This window comes from Roseovarius halophilus (ex Wu et al. 2025), assembly GCF_047086965.1.
On the sequence record NZ_JBKOTX010000141.1, the window covers coordinates 1 to 15890 of the forward strand.

14 protein-coding genes are annotated in these 15890 nt (G+C 66.2%); 5 read left to right on the forward strand and 9 right to left on the reverse strand.

The window, feature by feature from the left end:
* The first annotated feature begins 203 nt into the window (after window positions 1–203).
* On the forward strand, window positions 204–1547 hold the full coding sequence (locus tag ACH107_RS22655) for an MFS transporter (protein ID WP_412507742.1): 1344 nt from the start codon (window positions 204–206) through the stop codon (window positions 1545–1547).
* 119 nt (window positions 1548–1666) lie between these two features.
* On the opposite strand, the gene phaZ is transcribed toward ACH107_RS22655, so the two are convergent.
* Complete coding sequence (phaZ, locus tag ACH107_RS22660; RefSeq protein WP_412507743.1) at window positions 1667–2941, reverse strand: polyhydroxyalkanoate depolymerase; 1275 nt, start codon at window positions 2939–2941, stop codon at window positions 1667–1669.
* A gap of 122 nt (window positions 2942–3063) precedes the next feature.
* Between phaZ and ACH107_RS22665 the strand changes: the two genes are divergently transcribed.
* The 4 genes from ACH107_RS22665 (at window position 3064) to ACH107_RS22680 (ending at window position 7553) form a co-directional block, all read left to right on the forward strand.
* A complete protein-coding gene (locus ACH107_RS22665) occupies window positions 3064–4878 on the forward strand; it encodes a PHA/PHB synthase family protein (RefSeq protein WP_412507744.1) in 1815 nt (604 codons plus the stop codon).
* A gap of 193 nt (window positions 4879–5071) precedes the next feature.
* Window positions 5072–5515 carry a phasin family protein gene (locus tag ACH107_RS22670; RefSeq protein ID WP_412507745.1) on the forward strand — a complete coding sequence of 148 codons (444 nt, stop codon included), beginning with the start codon at window positions 5072–5074 and terminating at the stop codon, window positions 5513–5515.
* A 147-nt stretch (window positions 5516–5662) separates the two neighbouring features.
* The gene (phaR, locus tag ACH107_RS22675; RefSeq protein WP_310691364.1) at window positions 5663–6226 is read left to right on the forward strand and encodes a polyhydroxyalkanoate synthesis repressor PhaR; all 564 of its coding nucleotides are present in this window, start codon (window positions 5663–5665) and stop codon (window positions 6224–6226) included.
* Between the two features lie 361 nt (window positions 6227–6587).
* Window positions 6588–7553, forward strand: coding sequence for a LysR family transcriptional regulator (locus ACH107_RS22680; protein ID WP_412507746.1), 966 nt, complete (start codon window positions 6588–6590; stop codon window positions 7551–7553).
* Between the two features lie 2 nt (window positions 7554–7555).
* Here ACH107_RS22680 and ACH107_RS22685 read toward each other — a convergent pair whose 3' ends face one another.
* From ACH107_RS22685 to ACH107_RS22720, 8 genes are all read right to left on the reverse strand, one after another.
* Window positions 7556–8764: a DegT/DnrJ/EryC1/StrS family aminotransferase gene (locus ACH107_RS22685; protein ID WP_310691366.1), complete on the reverse strand. Its 1209-nt coding sequence runs from the start codon at window positions 8762–8764 to the stop codon at window positions 7556–7558.
* Between the two features lie 127 nt (window positions 8765–8891).
* Window positions 8892–10199: an NAD(P)/FAD-dependent oxidoreductase gene (locus ACH107_RS22690; RefSeq protein WP_412507748.1), complete on the reverse strand. Its 1308-nt coding sequence runs from the start codon at window positions 10197–10199 to the stop codon at window positions 8892–8894.
* Complete coding sequence (locus ACH107_RS22695) at window positions 10199–11554, reverse strand: glutamine synthetase family protein (protein ID WP_310691368.1); 1356 nt, start codon at window positions 11552–11554, stop codon at window positions 10199–10201. Before ACH107_RS22695 ends, ACH107_RS22690 begins: the two co-directional genes overlap by 1 nt.
* Entirely contained in the window at window positions 11551–12231 is a 681-nt protein-coding gene (locus tag ACH107_RS22700) for a type 1 glutamine amidotransferase (protein ID WP_412507749.1), read from the reverse strand. The genes ACH107_RS22695 and ACH107_RS22700 overlap by 4 nt, the downstream gene beginning before the upstream one ends.
* Window positions 12232–12293: 62 nt before the next feature.
* A complete protein-coding gene (locus ACH107_RS22705) occupies window positions 12294–13100 on the reverse strand; it encodes an ABC transporter permease (protein ID WP_412507751.1) in 807 nt (268 codons plus the stop codon).
* Window positions 13097–13981, reverse strand: a complete 885-nt coding sequence (locus ACH107_RS22710) for an ABC transporter permease (RefSeq protein ID WP_412507757.1) — start codon at window positions 13979–13981, stop codon at window positions 13097–13099. The genes ACH107_RS22705 and ACH107_RS22710 overlap by 4 nt, the downstream gene beginning before the upstream one ends.
* A 90-nt stretch (window positions 13982–14071) precedes the next feature.
* Window positions 14072–14788, reverse strand: coding sequence for a transporter substrate-binding domain-containing protein (locus ACH107_RS22715; protein ID WP_412507753.1), 717 nt, complete (start codon window positions 14786–14788; stop codon window positions 14072–14074).
* Window positions 14789–14867: 79 nt separating this feature from the next.
* A complete protein-coding gene (locus ACH107_RS22720) occupies window positions 14868–15650 on the reverse strand; it encodes an ABC transporter ATP-binding protein (RefSeq protein ID WP_412507755.1) in 783 nt (260 codons plus the stop codon).
* Window positions 15651–15890 lie beyond the last annotated feature (240 nt).

The window sequence follows — 15890 nt, forward strand, 5'->3', positions numbered from 1 at the left end:
ATTGCCTGGCGCTGATCGAGCGCAGTATCGAGGAGGTGCTGGCCCGGATCTGACGGGGCGGCTGCGCCGCGCAGGTCTGCCTCGGCTGCGCCTCGGGCATGGGGGCTGTCTGCCCCCCTTGGCCCTGCGGGCCAATTCCCCCCGAGGATATTTCCGGCCAGAAGAAGCGCCCGCGTCGGGCGCAGCGATACGGGGAGATGGGGATGGCACTGACGACGGGACAGAAGGCGGGCTGGGGGCTGGCGGACCTCGGCGTGGTGGTCTTCGTGGTGGTCAAGCAGTTGCTGGTGCTGGCCTTCCTGACCTCTTACCTGGGCGTGCCCGCCGCGATCGCAGGTGCGGCCACGACGGGCGTTCTGGTCTTCGACATGATCACCGACCCGGTGATCGGCTATCTGTCGGACCGCACCGACAGCCGCTACGGACGGCGCGCGCCCTGGATGGTGATCGGGGCGATGGTCATGGTGGTGGGGATGGTGGGTTTGTTCGCGGTTCCCCGCGGGATGGATGGTGTGGCGGCGCTGCCCTGGGTGCTCGGGTTTTTCTGTCTGGCCACGCTGGGGTTCACCATGGTGGCGATCCCCTATGGGGCCCTTGCCGGCGAGATCACCGAGGATGGGCGCGACCGGTCGCAGATGATGGCCTGGCGCATGGGATTTGCCAGCCTCGGTCTCCTGCTGGGCGGGGCGCTGGTGCCCGCGCTGGCCGCCGAGGGCGGGCATGCGCGCGCGGCCCTCGTGGTTGCGCCGCTGATCCTGGGCGCGATCTGGTTTTCTGTCTGGTCGATCCGGACGGCGCCGCGCCATCCGGCGCCGGTCGTCATCACGCCGTGGCAGATGCTGGCGCAGGTGCTGGGCAATGCCCCCTTCATGGTTCTGGCCGCGCTTTACGGCGTGATGACGCTGGCTGTGGCGCTGATCACGGCTGGGCTGCCCTTCGCCGCGCTCTATCTGATCAGTGATACCGGCGACACGCCGCTGTCGGGGGCGGCGCAGGCGCTGACGGTGCTGTCGCTGCTGTTCGCGGCCTTCACGCTGGGCGCGATCCTGAGCCAGGCGGGCTGGGTTCTGGCTTCGGCGCGGCTGGGCAAGCTGGGGGCGCTGGTGCTGGGGCTGTGCCTTTACGTGGCCTTGCTGGTGGGGCTTTACGCGGCGCTTCCGGCGGTCAATGTCACGGTGATTGCCGGTCTCTTCGTGCTGGCGGGGATGACCAATGGCGCATATCAGCAGATCCCCTGGGCCATGTACCCCGACCTGATGGATGCCACGCGCGCCCGCACCGGGCTGGCGATCGAAGGGGGGTTCTCGGCAATCTGGCTCTTCGGCCAGAAGCTGGCCAATGCGCTGGCGCCCGGGGCGCTGGGGCTGATCCTGGGCGCCTTCGGCTGGCGCGAGACGACCCAGGGACTCATTGCACAGGAGGCCGCCGCGTTGGAGGCGCTGCATGTCTCGGTGACGCTGATCCCGGCGGGCATCCTGGCGCTGGCGGTGCTGGGGCTCTGGGGGGTCTACCGGCCGCTGGCCGCGCGGGCGTCGGCCCGCGCTTGACCGCCGAGGCGAGCTGGCCCACCCTCGGGGGCGTTGCTTTCATGGGCGGGTTTGACGGGACGGCATGCCGGGGCCAGGCCTGCCGCCCGACCCTGTGCGTGCCATCGCCGCGCCGCGCGTCAGTCCACCGCGGCGATGCGCGGGGCCTTGCCGTCGCGGGGGCCGCCTGAATTGGCGTCGATGAAGTCCAGCACCAGCGGGCGGATGTTGCCGCGCCAGCTCTTGCCGGCGAAGATGCCGTAATGGCCCGCGCCGGGCTCCAGGTGGCTGGCTTTCTTTTCCGCGGGCAAGCCGGTCAGCAGGTCGAGCGCGGCCAGGCACTGGCCGGGGGCCGAGATGTCGTCGTCCTCGCCCTCGACGATCTTGACGGCCACGTCGGTGATCTTGCCGAGATCGACGCGGTGGCCGTCGACGGTAAAGGCATTGCGCGCAATCTCGCGCCCCTTGAAGATGCGCTCGACCGTCGAGAGGTAGAACTCCGCGGTCATGTCCATGACCGAAAGGTATTCGTCGTAGAAGACGTTGTGCTTGTCGTGGTCGCTGGCCTCGCCCTTCGCGGCCTTGACGATCTGGTTGGTGAAGGCGTTGTTGTGGGTTTCGGCATTCATCGAGATGAACGAGGCCAGCTGCAGCAGCCCCGGGTAGACCTTGCGCCCGACCCCGGCGTACTTGAAACCGACGCGCTGGATCATTGACTGTTCCAGCTGGCCCATGGTGACGGTCCGGCCGAAATCCGTGACTTCGGTCGGGTTGGCATCGGGGTCGACCGGACCGCCGATCAGTGTCAGTGAACGCGGCTGCGCCTCGGGGTGCAGTTCGGCAAGATAGGCGGTGGCCGCCAACGTCAGTGGCACCGGCTGGCACACGGCGATGACATGGATCTCCGGGCCCAGCTCGCGCATGAAGTCCATGACGTGCAGGGTGTAATCCTCGACGTCGAACTTGCCGGCCGAGACGGGGATGTCGCGGGCATTGTGCCAATCGGTGACGTAGACCTCGCAGTCGGGCAACAGGGAGATCACCGTCTTGCGCAGCAGCGTGGCGTAGTGGCCCGACATGGGCGCGACGAGCAGCACCTTGCGTGCGCGTTCATGCCGGCCGAGGCAGCGGAAGTGGACGAGGTCGCCGAAGGGCCGTTCCAGAACCTTGCGGATCGAGACAACGTGGTCCTTGCCATCCTCGTAGGGCACCGAGGGAATGCCCCAGTCGGGCCGGGCGGCCATGCGCGCAAAGCTGCGTTCCGTGACCTCGCCCCAGGCCTTGAGCATGGCCATGCCCGGATTGGGCCACATCGCGACGGCCGGGGAGGAGGCCATGGCCCGTGCGGTCGCGCCCAGCCACTCGTTCGTGTTCCGGGCGGTCTCCATCATGTCGTAGGTCATCATGTACTTCACGGGCGTCTCCTGCTTGCGCGTGGCCGGTCGAACATGTCGACCATCCGTGCTATGGGTTGCATTGACCACTGGCTTTGCCGGTGGCAGATGCTGCAACTGCAAAATACCGCGGGAGGGCCCATATGACAACTGACGAATCCGGTGAGGGTGGAGCGCAGGACGCGGCGGCACTGTCGCGGCTGGAAGAGAACATGTCGCGGATCGAGGAGTTGACCCAGCGCCTCGTCAATGTCCTGTCGCACAAGCGGCACGTTCCCGAGGACCTTCAGGCTCCCAGTCACGCGCTCTATGCCAAGGCCGCCACGGCCTACTGGGCCGAGATGATGAACAACCCCGCCAAGCTGATCGAGCAGCAGGTTGGCTACTGGGGCAAGACCTTGCAGCACTACGTCGAGGCGCAGCAGGCGCTGGCCAGCGGGCAGATCAAGGCCCCCGAGGATCATACCCCGGATGACAAACGGTTCCGTAACCCACTGTGGGACACGCACCCGTATTTCAACTTCGTCAAGCAGCAGTACATGCTCAACGCCGAGGCGGTCTCCAACGCGGTCGAGACCATTGAGGGGCTGGATGCGCAGGAACAGAAGCGGCTGCGCTATTTCAGCCAGCAGATCGTGGACCTGATGGCGCCGACGAATTTCCTGGCCACCAATCCCGATGCGCTGGAACGCGCGGTCGAGACCGAGGGCGAGAGCCTCGTGACCGGGCTGGAGAACCTCGTTCACGACCTGGAGGCCAACGACGGCGAGCTGATCGTGAACCTGGCCGACCGCGCGGCCTTCAAGGTGGGCGAGAACCTCGGGACCACCCCGGGCGAGGTGGTGTTCCGCAACCACATGTTCGAACTGATTCAATATGCGCCCAGGACCGAGCAGGTGCACACCACGCCGCTGGTGATCTTTCCGCCGTGGATCAACAAGTTCTACATCCTCGACCTCAAGGAGCGGAACAGCCTCATCAAGTGGATCGTCGATCAGGGCTACACGCTTTTCGTGGTCAGCTGGGTCAACCCGGATGCCACCTACCGCGAGGTGGGCATGGCCGACTACATCCAGGACGGCTATGTCACCGCGCTGGAGACCGTGCGCGAGATCTGCGGGGTCAAGAAGGTCAATGTCGTCGGCTACTGCATCGCGGGCACGACGCTGGCCCTGACGCTGTCGATTCTGCGCGATCGCGGCCTTGATTATGTCAAGTCCGCCACCTTCCTGACCACGCTGACCGATTTTTCCGACCAAGGCGAGGTGGGTGTCTTTCTCGACGACGATTTCGTCGACGGGATCGAGGCCGAAGTCAACGCGGCCGGCTACCTCGACAGTTTCTACATGTCGCGGACCTTTTCCTTCCTGCGCTCGAACGATCTGATCTACCAGCCGGCGATCCGGTCTTACATGCTGGGCGAAAGCCCGCCCGCCTTCGATCTGCTCTACTGGAACGGCGACGGCACCAACCTGCCCGCGAAGATGGCCGTGGAATACCTGCGCGGGCTGTGCCAGCGTGACGAATTCGCCTGCGGCGGCTTCGAGGTGGCCGGCCACGTGGCGCGGATCGAGAACGTGGAGGTGCCGCTCTGCGCCATCGCCTGCGAGACGGATCATATCGCGGCCTGGAAAAGCTCTTACCGGGGCATCCGCGGGATGGGGTCCGAGGACAAGACCTTCATTCTCGCCGGGTCGGGCCATATCGCCGGGGTCGTCAATCCGCCCGCCAAGAACAAGTACGGGTATTGGACCAATGACGACCTGAGCCTCTCGCCCGAGGATTGGCAGGCCGGGGCCGAAAAGCACGAGGGCAGCTGGTGGCCGCATTGGGAAAAGTGGCTGCGCAAGCGCTCGGGCAAGAAGACCGCGGCGCGCGCGCCCGGGTCAGAGGCTTACCCGCCGATCGCGCCGGCCCCGGGTACCTATGTCGTGGCCGATAAGCCCGGGATCGGCTGACCAGCCCGGAAAGCCGCCGGATCGTTCAGGAATGTTACAGGCTTTTCATTTGAATTCCGGGAGGTTATTTCGAATTCGTGAGGATCATGCTGCGCTGCAGAAAAAGTCTTGAAATGCTGCGGTGCAGCATCTATCTTTCCTGTAGACGCCGAAACGGGATTACCCCGTAACACTGACCAAAAGGACCAGTTCAATGACTGCCAAGACACAAGATTTCACCACCGTCATGAAAGACATGATGGGCGCATTTCCCGTCGACACCAAGGCGATGGAAGGTGCTTTCAAGACCCAGACCTCGCTGACCGAGAAGCTGTCGGCCGTGTCCATCGACGCCGCCCAGAAATCGACCGAGCTTAGCGCCAAGTGGACCCAGGATACCCTGGCCAAGATGACCGAGATGGCCAAGTCCAAGGACGAGCCGGCCGACTACGCCAAGGCGATGACCGATTTCGCCTCCGCTTCCTCGGAAGCTGCTGCCGAGCACATGGCCGCCTTCGCGGAGATCGCCAAGAAGGTCCAGACCGAGACCATGGAACTGATGATGGCCGCCGGCAAGGACATGTCTGAGGACATGAATGCCGCCGCCAAGAAGGCCACCCAGGACGTGACCGCCGCAGCCAAGAAGGCCGCGAAGTAAGCAATACCGAGAACGCCCGGCCCTCCTTCTCCTCCCTGGGGGCCGACGTCACGCGGGGCGGGTTGCGCAAGCAGCCCGCCCTTGCTTTTTGCTGCAAAGGCATTCACGCTTCTCTGCACCGCAAAACGGTCCTGAGGAGGGAATACCTTGGCCGAGACGTCCCAGCCGCTTCTGATCAAGCGCTATGCCAGCCGCCGCCTGTACAACACCGAGACCAGCGATTACGTCACGCTGGAGGATATCGCCTCTTTCATCCGCGACGGGCGCGAGGTGCAGATCGTTGACCTGAAGTCGGGAGACGACCTGACCCGACAGTATCTGCTTCAGATCATCGCCGAACACGAAAGCCGCGGCGAAAGCGTGCTGCCCGTGGATGTGCTGACCGACCTCGTGCGCTCCTATACCAGCCAGTCCATGTCCGTGGTACCGCAGTTCCTGGCCCAGTCCTTCGAGATGCTGCGCGAGAGCCAGTCCAAGATGATGGAGAACATGGGGCCCATGGGCGCGCTGACGCAGATGCCCGGGGTTGAGGCCATGCAGGCCCAGCAGGAGGCCTTTCTCAAGGCCATGACCGGCGGGGTCATGAGCGGTGCCGCATTCTCGCAGCCCACGAGCTCCGAGCGCAAGGGCGAGGCCGACCACGAAGATCTCGACGAGATCAAGGCCGAGCTTGCCAAGCTTCAGGAGAAACTGGCGAAAATGTCGAAATGACACTGGCTGCCAGGCGAACGGTGTTTCGCAAGACCCCGAGCGATCCGCGATCCAGCGGTTGAGACGTTGGTCACTCCGCCCGACCGGGTGGTTCGCGCGGCGACTCCCTGATTTTCAAACAGTCCCCGTTGCGTGGCTGCCCTGTGGGGCCGGGAAACGGCCGCAGATGCTGCATTGGGCAAGCCTCGAGCGACCTTGTGAACAAAACGTTGCCACGTGTTGCCGCGCTCGAACCTTGTTGCCGGACCTCAGGCGGGCGGTGCCCCCTCCAGGCCCCCATGGTAACTTGGCGCTGTGGCTGGCACCGGGGCTTTCAATTGCCCCTGTCGCCGGGATATCCTGAGCGGCGAAAGGGGCGGACATGGCGGCAGCATCGGGACGGATCACGCTCTGGGGGATCGAGGTCTTCGTGGCCACGGCCGAGGAACAGTCGATCTCGGCCGCGGCGCGCCGGCTGAGCAGTTCCGCCGCGACCGTGTCGCAGCAACTGACCAACCTCGAGGCGGCGATCGGTACGACGCTGCTGAACCGCAACGCGCGCCCCGTCATCCCGACGCCTGCGGGCGAGATGTTCCTGCGCCGGGCCAATGCCATCCTGGGCGAAGCGGAGCAGGCCCGCGCCGAACTGGCCATGGCCGACCTCAGCCGCCTCACACGGTTGCGGCTGGGCATGATCGAGGATTTCGACGCCGACGTGACGCCGCGGTTGCTGTCCGACATGGGCGCGGATTTGAGGGACTGCCGGTTCCTGCTGGAAACCGGGGCCTCGCATCGTCTGTTCGACCTTTTGCAGGCCCGGGCGCTGGACGTGGTGGTGGCCAGCGACATCGGCACGGTGGCCGACGGCATGGAGGTGCATCCGCTGTTCGAGGAACCCTTCGTGATCGCGGCGCCGAAGGATGCGCTGGGGCCCGGCGACATGCTGCGCCAGCTGCGCCGGCTGCCCATGGTGCAATACACCACGCGCCATCACATGGGCCAACTGATCGCCGGCCACCTCGTGCGGCAGAACCTGACGTTGACACATCGCTTCGAGCTGGACAGCTATCACGCTGTTCTGGCCATGGTGGCTGCCGGGGCGGGCTGGACGATCCTGACGCCGCTGGGCTGGTCCCATGCCGCGCGATTCCGCGACGCGGTCGACCTGCACCCGCTGCCCTTCGATCCGCTCAGCCGCCGGATTTCCCTGGTGGCCCGGCGCGACGTTCTGGGAACGATGCCCGCCGACATGGCAGCACGCCTGCGCGCGCTGCTGGCCGAGATGATCGTGGACCCTGCCACGCGCAAGCTGCCCTGGCTGGAAGGGCAGTTGCGCGTTCTGGTCTAGCCTTACTCGGCGGCAACCGCGGCGCCGGACGCGGCCATGGCCTCGTCTGCGGCGGCGACCAATTCCCCGGCCACGATGCTGCAGTCCTCCAGCGTCAGACGGGCGGGCAGGCGCACGTCGCAGGCTGTCATCAGCATGGCGCGGGTCTGCGGCAGATCCCAGTCGCGGCCCAGGAACTGCCAGTTCCAGAAGGCGCGGGCGTTGTCCGTGCTGCGCCCGAAGATCTGTACCTTGACCCCGCGCGCGGCGGCGGCAGCGGAAAAGGCGCTGATCTGGTCCTCGGACATGCCGGTCAGGTTGAACTGGATCGAATCCGGCGCGCGCTCTTCCGGGGCGAGGCTCTGAGGCACGGTCAGCCAGGGGCTGGCGTTGAGCAGGTCGGCGACGTGGTCATGGTTGCGGCGTCCGTCGCGGACCCGCCGGGCCAGTTCGGGCAGTTGCGGGCGGATGATCGCCGCCGAGAGATTCGACAGGCGCAGGTTGTAGAGCGGCAGCTTGTTCTGCCAGGCTGTCATCGCCGCGGCGGGGACGTCGTGCTTTGTCCAGGCGTGTTCATAGGCGCCCGACATGATCACCGCCCGGGCCACCAGATCGGCATCGTCGGTCACCAGGATGCCGCCTTCGCCCGCGTTGACCAGCTTGTAGGACTGGAACGAAAAGCAGCCCATCTTGCCGATGGTGCCGATGTTGCGCCCGTGCCAAGTGGTGCCCAGGGAATGGGCCGCATCCTCGATCACTGGCACGCCGGCGGCGTCGCACAGCGCCATGATCGCGTCCATGTCGCTGGTATGCCCGCGCATGTGGCTTATGATGACGGCTTCTGCCTGGGGCAGCTTGGCTTCGAAATCGGCCATGTCGATGCGGTAATCCGCACCGCATTCCACCAGCACCGGCGTGCAGTCGGCATGCACGATGGACGAGGGCACGGCGGCGAATGTGAAGGCCGGGATCAGCACCTTGGCGTCGCGCGGCAGGTCCAGCGCCTTGAGCGACAGAAAGAGCGCCGCCGAACAGGACGACACCGCCAGCGCGTATTTCGTGCCCAGAAGCGCCGCGAATTCCTGCTCCAGCAGGGACACCGGCGCGTTCTCGGACGCGGTATAGCGGAACAGGTCGCCCGTGCTCAGCAGTCGGGTGACCTCTTCCATGGCCGCCGCGGGGATGGGCTCGGCGTCGTAGACATTGGGGATCTGGGGGCGGGTCTCGGGCATGACGGGATCTCTTTTCGGAAAAGTCGAAACTTTGTTTCCAATCTTCTTAACACACCCCGAATGTCAATTCCATGACAAATGCCGCGCCGACGGCAGGAAGCTGCCGCAGGTGGCCTGCCGCGGGAGTTCAGAGGCCCAGCCGGTCGCGCAGGGCATACCAGGTCATGGCCAGCGTCAGCAGTGGCGCGCGCAGGGCCGCGCCGCCGGGGAAGGGGGGCACGGGCAACGCCGCGAAGGTGTCGAAGCGGCCCGCACGGCCCTGCACCGCCTCGGCCATGAGTTTGCCGGCCAGGCCGGCCAGCGCCACGCCGTGGCCGGAAAATCCCCCGGCGCTCAGCACGCCCTCGCCGGCCCGCGTCACCAGCGGCAGGCGTGTCATGGTAATTCCCAGGGTGCCGCCCCAGGTGTGGGTTATACCCACGCCGCCCAGTTGCGGGAACATCGCCTCCATCCGTTTGCGCAACTGCGGCTCGACCCTTTGCGGGAAAGCGAGGGAGTAGTTCTCGCACCCGCCGAACAGCAGGCGCTTGTCCTCGGACAGGCGAAAGTAATTGACCACGAACTTGCTGTCGGCGCAGGCGACATCCTCGGCCAGCACCTGCGCGGCGCGGTCGCCCAGCGGTTCGGTGGCCGCCATGAAGGAATTCAGCGGCATGGTCCGCGCCGCGATGCGGCCAGTGAGGTTGGTCAGATAGCCGTTGCCCGCCAGTAGCACGTGGTCCGCCGTGACCCGGCCCGATCCGGTGTGCAGCTCGGCCGGGCGGCCCGGCCCGAGGTCGAGCACCTCTGAGCGTTCGTGGATCACCGCGCCCGCCTTTTCCACCGCCCGCGCCAGCCCCAGCGCATAGCGCAGCGGGTGGATGTGCCCCGCGCCCCGGTCGATCACGCCGCCGCGGTAGCGCGGTGATTTCACCACGCGTTGGAAGGGCTGCGCGGCCAGCGGTTCGATCCGGTCGTAGCCATAGGTCCGGGCGAGGTCCTCGGCCGCGTCGTGCAGGGCGGCGGCCTCGGCCACGGAATAGGCGCCATGGGCCACACCGGGCTTGAAGGGCGCGTCGGGGGCATGGGCGGCGGCCAGATCACGCAGCAGCTGCTTGGCCTCTTCGGTCATGTCCCAGAGCGCCCGCGCCGGGCCTTCGCCGACCCGCGCGCGCAGCCAGCGCATGTCCTTGTTGAACCCCGTGCCGACCTGGCCGCCGTTGCGCCCCGAGGCGCCCCAGCCCACGCGGTGTGCGTCCAGCACGATCACCGACAACCCCGCCTGGGCCAGGTGCAGCGCCGCCGTGAGCCCGCAGAACCCCGCGCCGACCACGCAGACATCCGCGCGCTGTGCACCGCGCAGCCCGGGCCGTTCCGGCGGAATCGGGGTGCTGGCGGCATACCAGCTTTCGGGGTAGGTGGCCGGCCGGTCGTTGCGATAAAGCGGATTGGGCATCAGACGTTCAAAAGCAGGTGTTCGCGTTCCCAGGGGCTGATGACCTGGAGAAACTCCTCGTATTCCGCCCGTTTGACGATGGAATAGACCCGCGCGAACTCGGGGCCCAGGACCTCTTGCATGGCCATGTTGGCGTCAAAAAGCTCCAGCGCTGCGCCGAGCCCCTGGGGCAGGTCGGGCTGGCCGTCATAGGCATCTCCGCGATAGCTCTTGTCGGCCCAGAGTTCCTGCGTCAGCCCGAGGAAACCGGCGGCGAGCGAGGCCGCGATGCACAGGTAGGGATTGCAGTCCATACCCGCGACGCGGTTCTCGATGCGGCGCGCGGCCGGGTCGCTCAGGGGTACGCGCAGGCCGGTGGTGCGGTTGTCGCGGCCCCATTCCAGGTTGATCGGCGCGGCGTGGTCGCGGACGTAGCGGCGATAGCTGTTCACATAGGGTGCCATCAGCGCAATGACCGAGGGCAGATGCGTCTGTAGCCCACCGATGAACTGATAGAAGGCGTCGGTTTCGCCGCCATTGGGGCCGGTGAAGAGATTGCCGCCCTCGGCATCGAGAACCGAGTGATGCACGTGCATGGCGCTGCCCGGCTCGCCCTCGATGGGCTTGGCCATGAAGGTGGCAAAACAGTCGTGCTTCAATGCCGCCTCGCGCAGCAGGCGTTTGAAGAAAAAGACCTCGTCTGCCAGCTTGACCGGGTTGCCGTGGCGCAGGTTGATCTCGAGTTGCCCGGCGCCGCCTTCCTGGGTGATGCCGTCGATCTCGAAGCCCTGGATCTCGGCGAATTCGTAGATGTCGTCGATGACCGGGCCATAGTCGTCGACCGCCGACATGGAATAGGCCTGTCGCGCGGCGGCAGGCCGTCCCGAGCGGCCCATCATCGGCGTGATCCGCTTGGCCGGGTCGGTGTTGCGCGCGACCAGGAAGAATTCCATCTCGGGGGCCACCACAGGTGTCCAGCCCTGGCGCTCGTAGAGGGCCACAACCCGCTTGAGCACGTTGCGCGGGGCGAAGGGAATCGGCACGCCCTTCTGGTCATAGGCGTCGTGGATCACCTGCAGGGTGCCGTCGTCGGCCCAGGGCACCGCCGTGGCCGTCGACAGGTCGGAATAGAGCACCATGTCTGGCTCGGTGAAGCCCTCGTCGCCCGCGGCCTCGCCCCAGCCGCCGGTGATGGTCTGAAAGAAGATCGAGTTGGGCAGGTGGAACTTCTGCATCTTCTCCCACTTGGAGGCGGGCACGGCCTTGCCCCGGGCGATGCCGGGCAGATCGGCGATCATGCATTCGACCTCGTCCAGCGGATGAGCCTCGGCATAGCGCTGCGCGGCGGCGGGGATGCGATCGAACCAGTTGGTCATGCGGGCACGTGGGCGCGGAGGACGGTGCCGATCCGACCGGCCAGGTCGTCGTTGGCAAGGGGCTGGTCCAGCCCCGCACGGGCCTGCGCCAACTGGTCGTCGGGCACCGCGTCGCCGCGGTGTTCGATCAGCCCCGCGATCACCTCGTGGCCGAACTCAGGATGGGCCTGCACGGTCAGGATCTCCGGCCCGATACGCAGCGCGGCATGGGCGCAGAAGGCGTTGGCGGCCAGAACCTCGGCGCCCGGGGGCAGTGTCACCACCTGGTCCTGGTGCCAGGCGTTCAGGTGCAGCACCGTGCCCTGCCAGTCATAGGCCTGCCGCCCCACGGCCCAGCCGCCCGCGAATTTCTCAACCCGCCCGCCCAGGGCCTGGGCGATGATCTGGTGTCCGAAGCAGATGCCCACGAGGGGCCGCCGCGCGTCGCGGTTGGCGCGGATCAGGTTCTCGAGCGGGGGAATCCAGGGGTGGTCCTCGTAGGCGCCGTGCCTGGACCCGGTGATCAGCCAGCCGTCGCAGGCCGCGGGGCCGGAGGGAAACACCCCGTCTACGACGTCATAGGTGGCAAAGTCGAAGCCCTGCCCCCCGAGCAGCCCTTCGAACATGTCCGCGTAGTCGCCCAGGGAGGGGCGCATCTGGTCGGGCGCGTGGCCGGTTTGCAGGATGCCGATCTTCATGGATCACCTCGGGCTTTGACCAGATCCTAGGGCCCGGCACGGGCCTTGTCGAGCGGGTGACCCTAGCGCACCGCCGGGGCCCGGACGCGGAGCCGCGCGCGCCGCTCCTGCGACAGGTGCCGGTTCAGGCGGCGGTTGATCGCCCCCATGACCGCGATGATGACCAGGGTCAGTAGAATGAAGAACCCCGCCAGGATCGGGTAGGGCACGAAGGGGTTGAAGGTCTTGTCGGCGAAATAGCTGGCGTAATAGAGCGCGTCGCCGCGCTGCTGCCAGGCCGGAAAGCTGCTGAAGAAGACCAGCGTCGTGGAATGGAACAGGAAGATCGCCTCGTTGGTATAGGCCGGCCAGGCCAGCCGCAGCATGGTCGGCCAGGTGATCTTGCGGAACTTGGCCCAGCCGGAAAAGCCGTAGGCATCGGCGGCCTCGGTATCGCCACGGGGGATGGATTGCAGCGCGCCGTGGAAAATCTCGCCCGAGTAGGCGGCGGTGTTCAGGAATAGCACGACGGCCGCACCCACCGCCGCCGAGGTGAAGGCATCGAAGACCGGAAAGTGGGACTTGAGGCTGAGAAAGAGGAAATAGGCAAAGAAGAACTGGATGAAGAGCGGCGAGCCCCGGAACAGGAAGATGAACCATTCCGAGGGCTTGCGGATCAGCCGGTTGGGGCTGGCCTTGCCCAGGGCCACCACCGTGGCCAGCACGAAGCCCGTCAGCAGGGCGACGAGGCCGAAATAGACGTTCCAGATCATCCCCGAGCCGATCAGGGTGAACTGCTGGCACAGCGTGAAATCGTCCCGCGGGAGGAGGCGTTCGCCAAGGCCTATCGAACGGAAAGCGTAATCGGTGATGGTGTCCCAGCAGCTCATGCCGCTACCTTTCGCTGGGCTTCCCCGCCCGAAGTCGCCTGGCCATGAGTCAGTTTCGTCATCAGCCGGTCCAGGCCGATCTCGGAGACACGCGTCAATGCGAGGTAGAAGACCAGCAGCACCAGGAAATACCACATGCGCCAATCGCCATGGGGGTAGTCGGTGAACCGTTCGCCCTTGATCCCGCCCAGTTCGCGCGCCCAGTAGACGATGTCCTCGACGCCCAGCAGGAACAGCAGCGGCGTGGCCTTGGTCAGTACCATCCACAGGTTGCCCAGCCCCGGCAGGGCATAGACCCACATTTGCGGCACGAGGATGCGCCAGAAGCACTGGCGTCGCGACATGCCATAGGCCTCGGCCGTCTCGATCTGGCCGCGCGGGACGGCGCGCATCGCCCCGAACAGGACATTGGCCGCGAAGGCGCCGAAGACGATGGCAAAGGTCAGAACCGCCAGGAAGAAGCCATAGGTCTCATGCACCCATTGCGCGGCATTCCCCAGCGGCAGCTTGGCCTCGGAACAGACGACGAAATCGTTGCCCTGGCGCACCGCGTCGGGCCAGTCGGGGCATTTGATCCGGTGGCGGAGGTATTCGAACCCCTGGTCCAGCGCGATCACGAAGAAAAGGAAGAAGGCGATGTCGGGCACGCCGCGCACCAGGGCGATATAGGCCTTGCCCAGCCAGGACAGCGGCGCGATGCGGCTGCGCGCGGCCATGGCCCCGCCAAAGCCGAAGGCCAGCGCCGTCGGCGCGGTGATCGCCAGCAGCAAGAGCACCGTGCCGAAGGACACGTAGAAATTCATGTGCTTGCCCGTGGTCAGGTAGCACGACAGCCATTGCAGGCCGTCCAGTGTCGAAGGGTCGGTGCAGAAACTGAAAATGGCGGGCCTCGGACCAGCGGCGCAAAATGCGTGGATTTGCAAGGGAAAGGGGGCCCGCGCCGGAGTGGACCGGCGCGGGCGCGAGAGGCCTCAGAAGGTCGAGGCCACCTCCCATTTCTCGATCAGGTCGTTGAGCGACCCGTCGTCCTTCATGGACTGGATCGCCGAGTCGAAGGTCTCGCGCAGTTCGGTATCGCTTTCGCGGACCCCCATGCCAACGCCGCCGCCGATGGATTCCATGCGGTCGAGCATGACCAGGTCGGGGTTGCTTTCCAGCGCGCCGTCCAGGAAGGACTTGTCGGCCAGAACCGCGTCGGCCTCGCCGTTGCGGACGGCCGAGATGGTTTCCTCGGGCGTGGCGAATTCCACCAGGGTCCAGCCCTTGTCGGCCACGAAGGCGGCCTGGATGGTCCCGGTCTGGGCGGTGATCACAGACTCCGTGACGTCCACATCGGCCGACAAGGCCAGGTAGGACGAGGGGTCGGGCGGGGTGTAATTCTGGGTGAAGTCGATGACTTCCTCGCGCTCCTCGGTGATCGACATGCCCGCGATGATGGTGTCGTAGTTGCCCGACACCAGGTTGGGAATGATGCTGTCCCAGTCGTTGGTGACCCATTCGCAGGTCAGGTCGGCCCGCGCGCAGAGCTCGTCGCCCAGTTCGCGCTCGAAGCCGTCGACCTCGCCGGCGTCATTGAGAAAGTTCCACGGGGGGTAGGCCCCTTCGGTTCCCATGCGCACGACGTCCTGCGCCGACGCCGCCCCGGCGAACATCGCCAGGGCCGCGGTTGCGAGTGCAAGTTTCTTCATTGGTATCTCCCGTTGGTTTGTGGCCCCCGCAGGAACCATGATGGCAGAGGATTCCCTGCCAGCCTGCGTTTGGCAACCGTTACGTATGGGCGGTCACCGAAAGGAAGCCGCGCAGCCGCTCTGACTGCGGGTTTCCAAAGAGTTGCTCCGGCGGGCCCTCTTCCTCGACCAGGCCCTGGTGCAGAAAGACGACGTGGTCCGAGATGTCGGCGGCCATTCGCATGTCGTGGGTGACGACGAGCATGGTGCGCCCCTCTTCGGCCAGCGCCTTGATCACGCGCACGACCTCCTGTTCGAGTTCGGGGTCGAGCGCACTGGTGGGTTCATCGAAGAGCAGCGCCTTGGGCTCCATGCAAAGGGCCCGGGCGATGGCCGCGCGCTGCTGCTGGCCGCCCGAGAGCTGGGCAGGGTAGGCATCGCATTTGTCGCCGATCCCCACCTTGTCGAGATAGGCGCGCGCGGCGGCCTCGGCCTCGGCTTTGTCGCGCTTGAGGACGGTGACCGGCGCCTCCATCACGTTCTGCAGGATGGTCATATGCGCCCAAAGGTTGAACTGCTGGAACACCATCGACAGGTTCGTTCGGATGCGGATCATCTGCGCGCGGTCGGCGGGCTGACGGCTCAATCCCGCGCCCTTCCAGGCCACGGGTTCGCCGCAGAACAGGATGTCGCCCTGTTGGCTGTCCTCCAGAAGGTTCGCGCACCGCAGGATCGTGGACTTGCCCGAGCCCGACGAGCCGATCAGGCTGAGCACATGGCCCGGCGGGGCCGAGAGGTCGACACCCTTGATGACCTCGAGCGCGCCATAGGCCTTGTGCAGGTTGCGAATTTCCAGAACGGGGGCGGGAGCCGGATCGGTCACGGGGCCTCTTGGTGCTGACTGATCCCGCACTAGGGCGCGATTCCGGCTCGAATGCAACGATTTCCGTCATGCGCGCGGCCGGTCAGCCCGGCCTTTTGCCCGGTGCCCGCGGAATGGGCAGTGCGGTATAGTCCGCGGGCGTGCGCGCGACGATCCCGCGCAGGTTGAGCGTGGCGCGATCCTCGGGGTCCAGCGCGGCGCAGGCGCCGGCAAGGGCGGCCAGCCAGGGCGCGGGGTCCT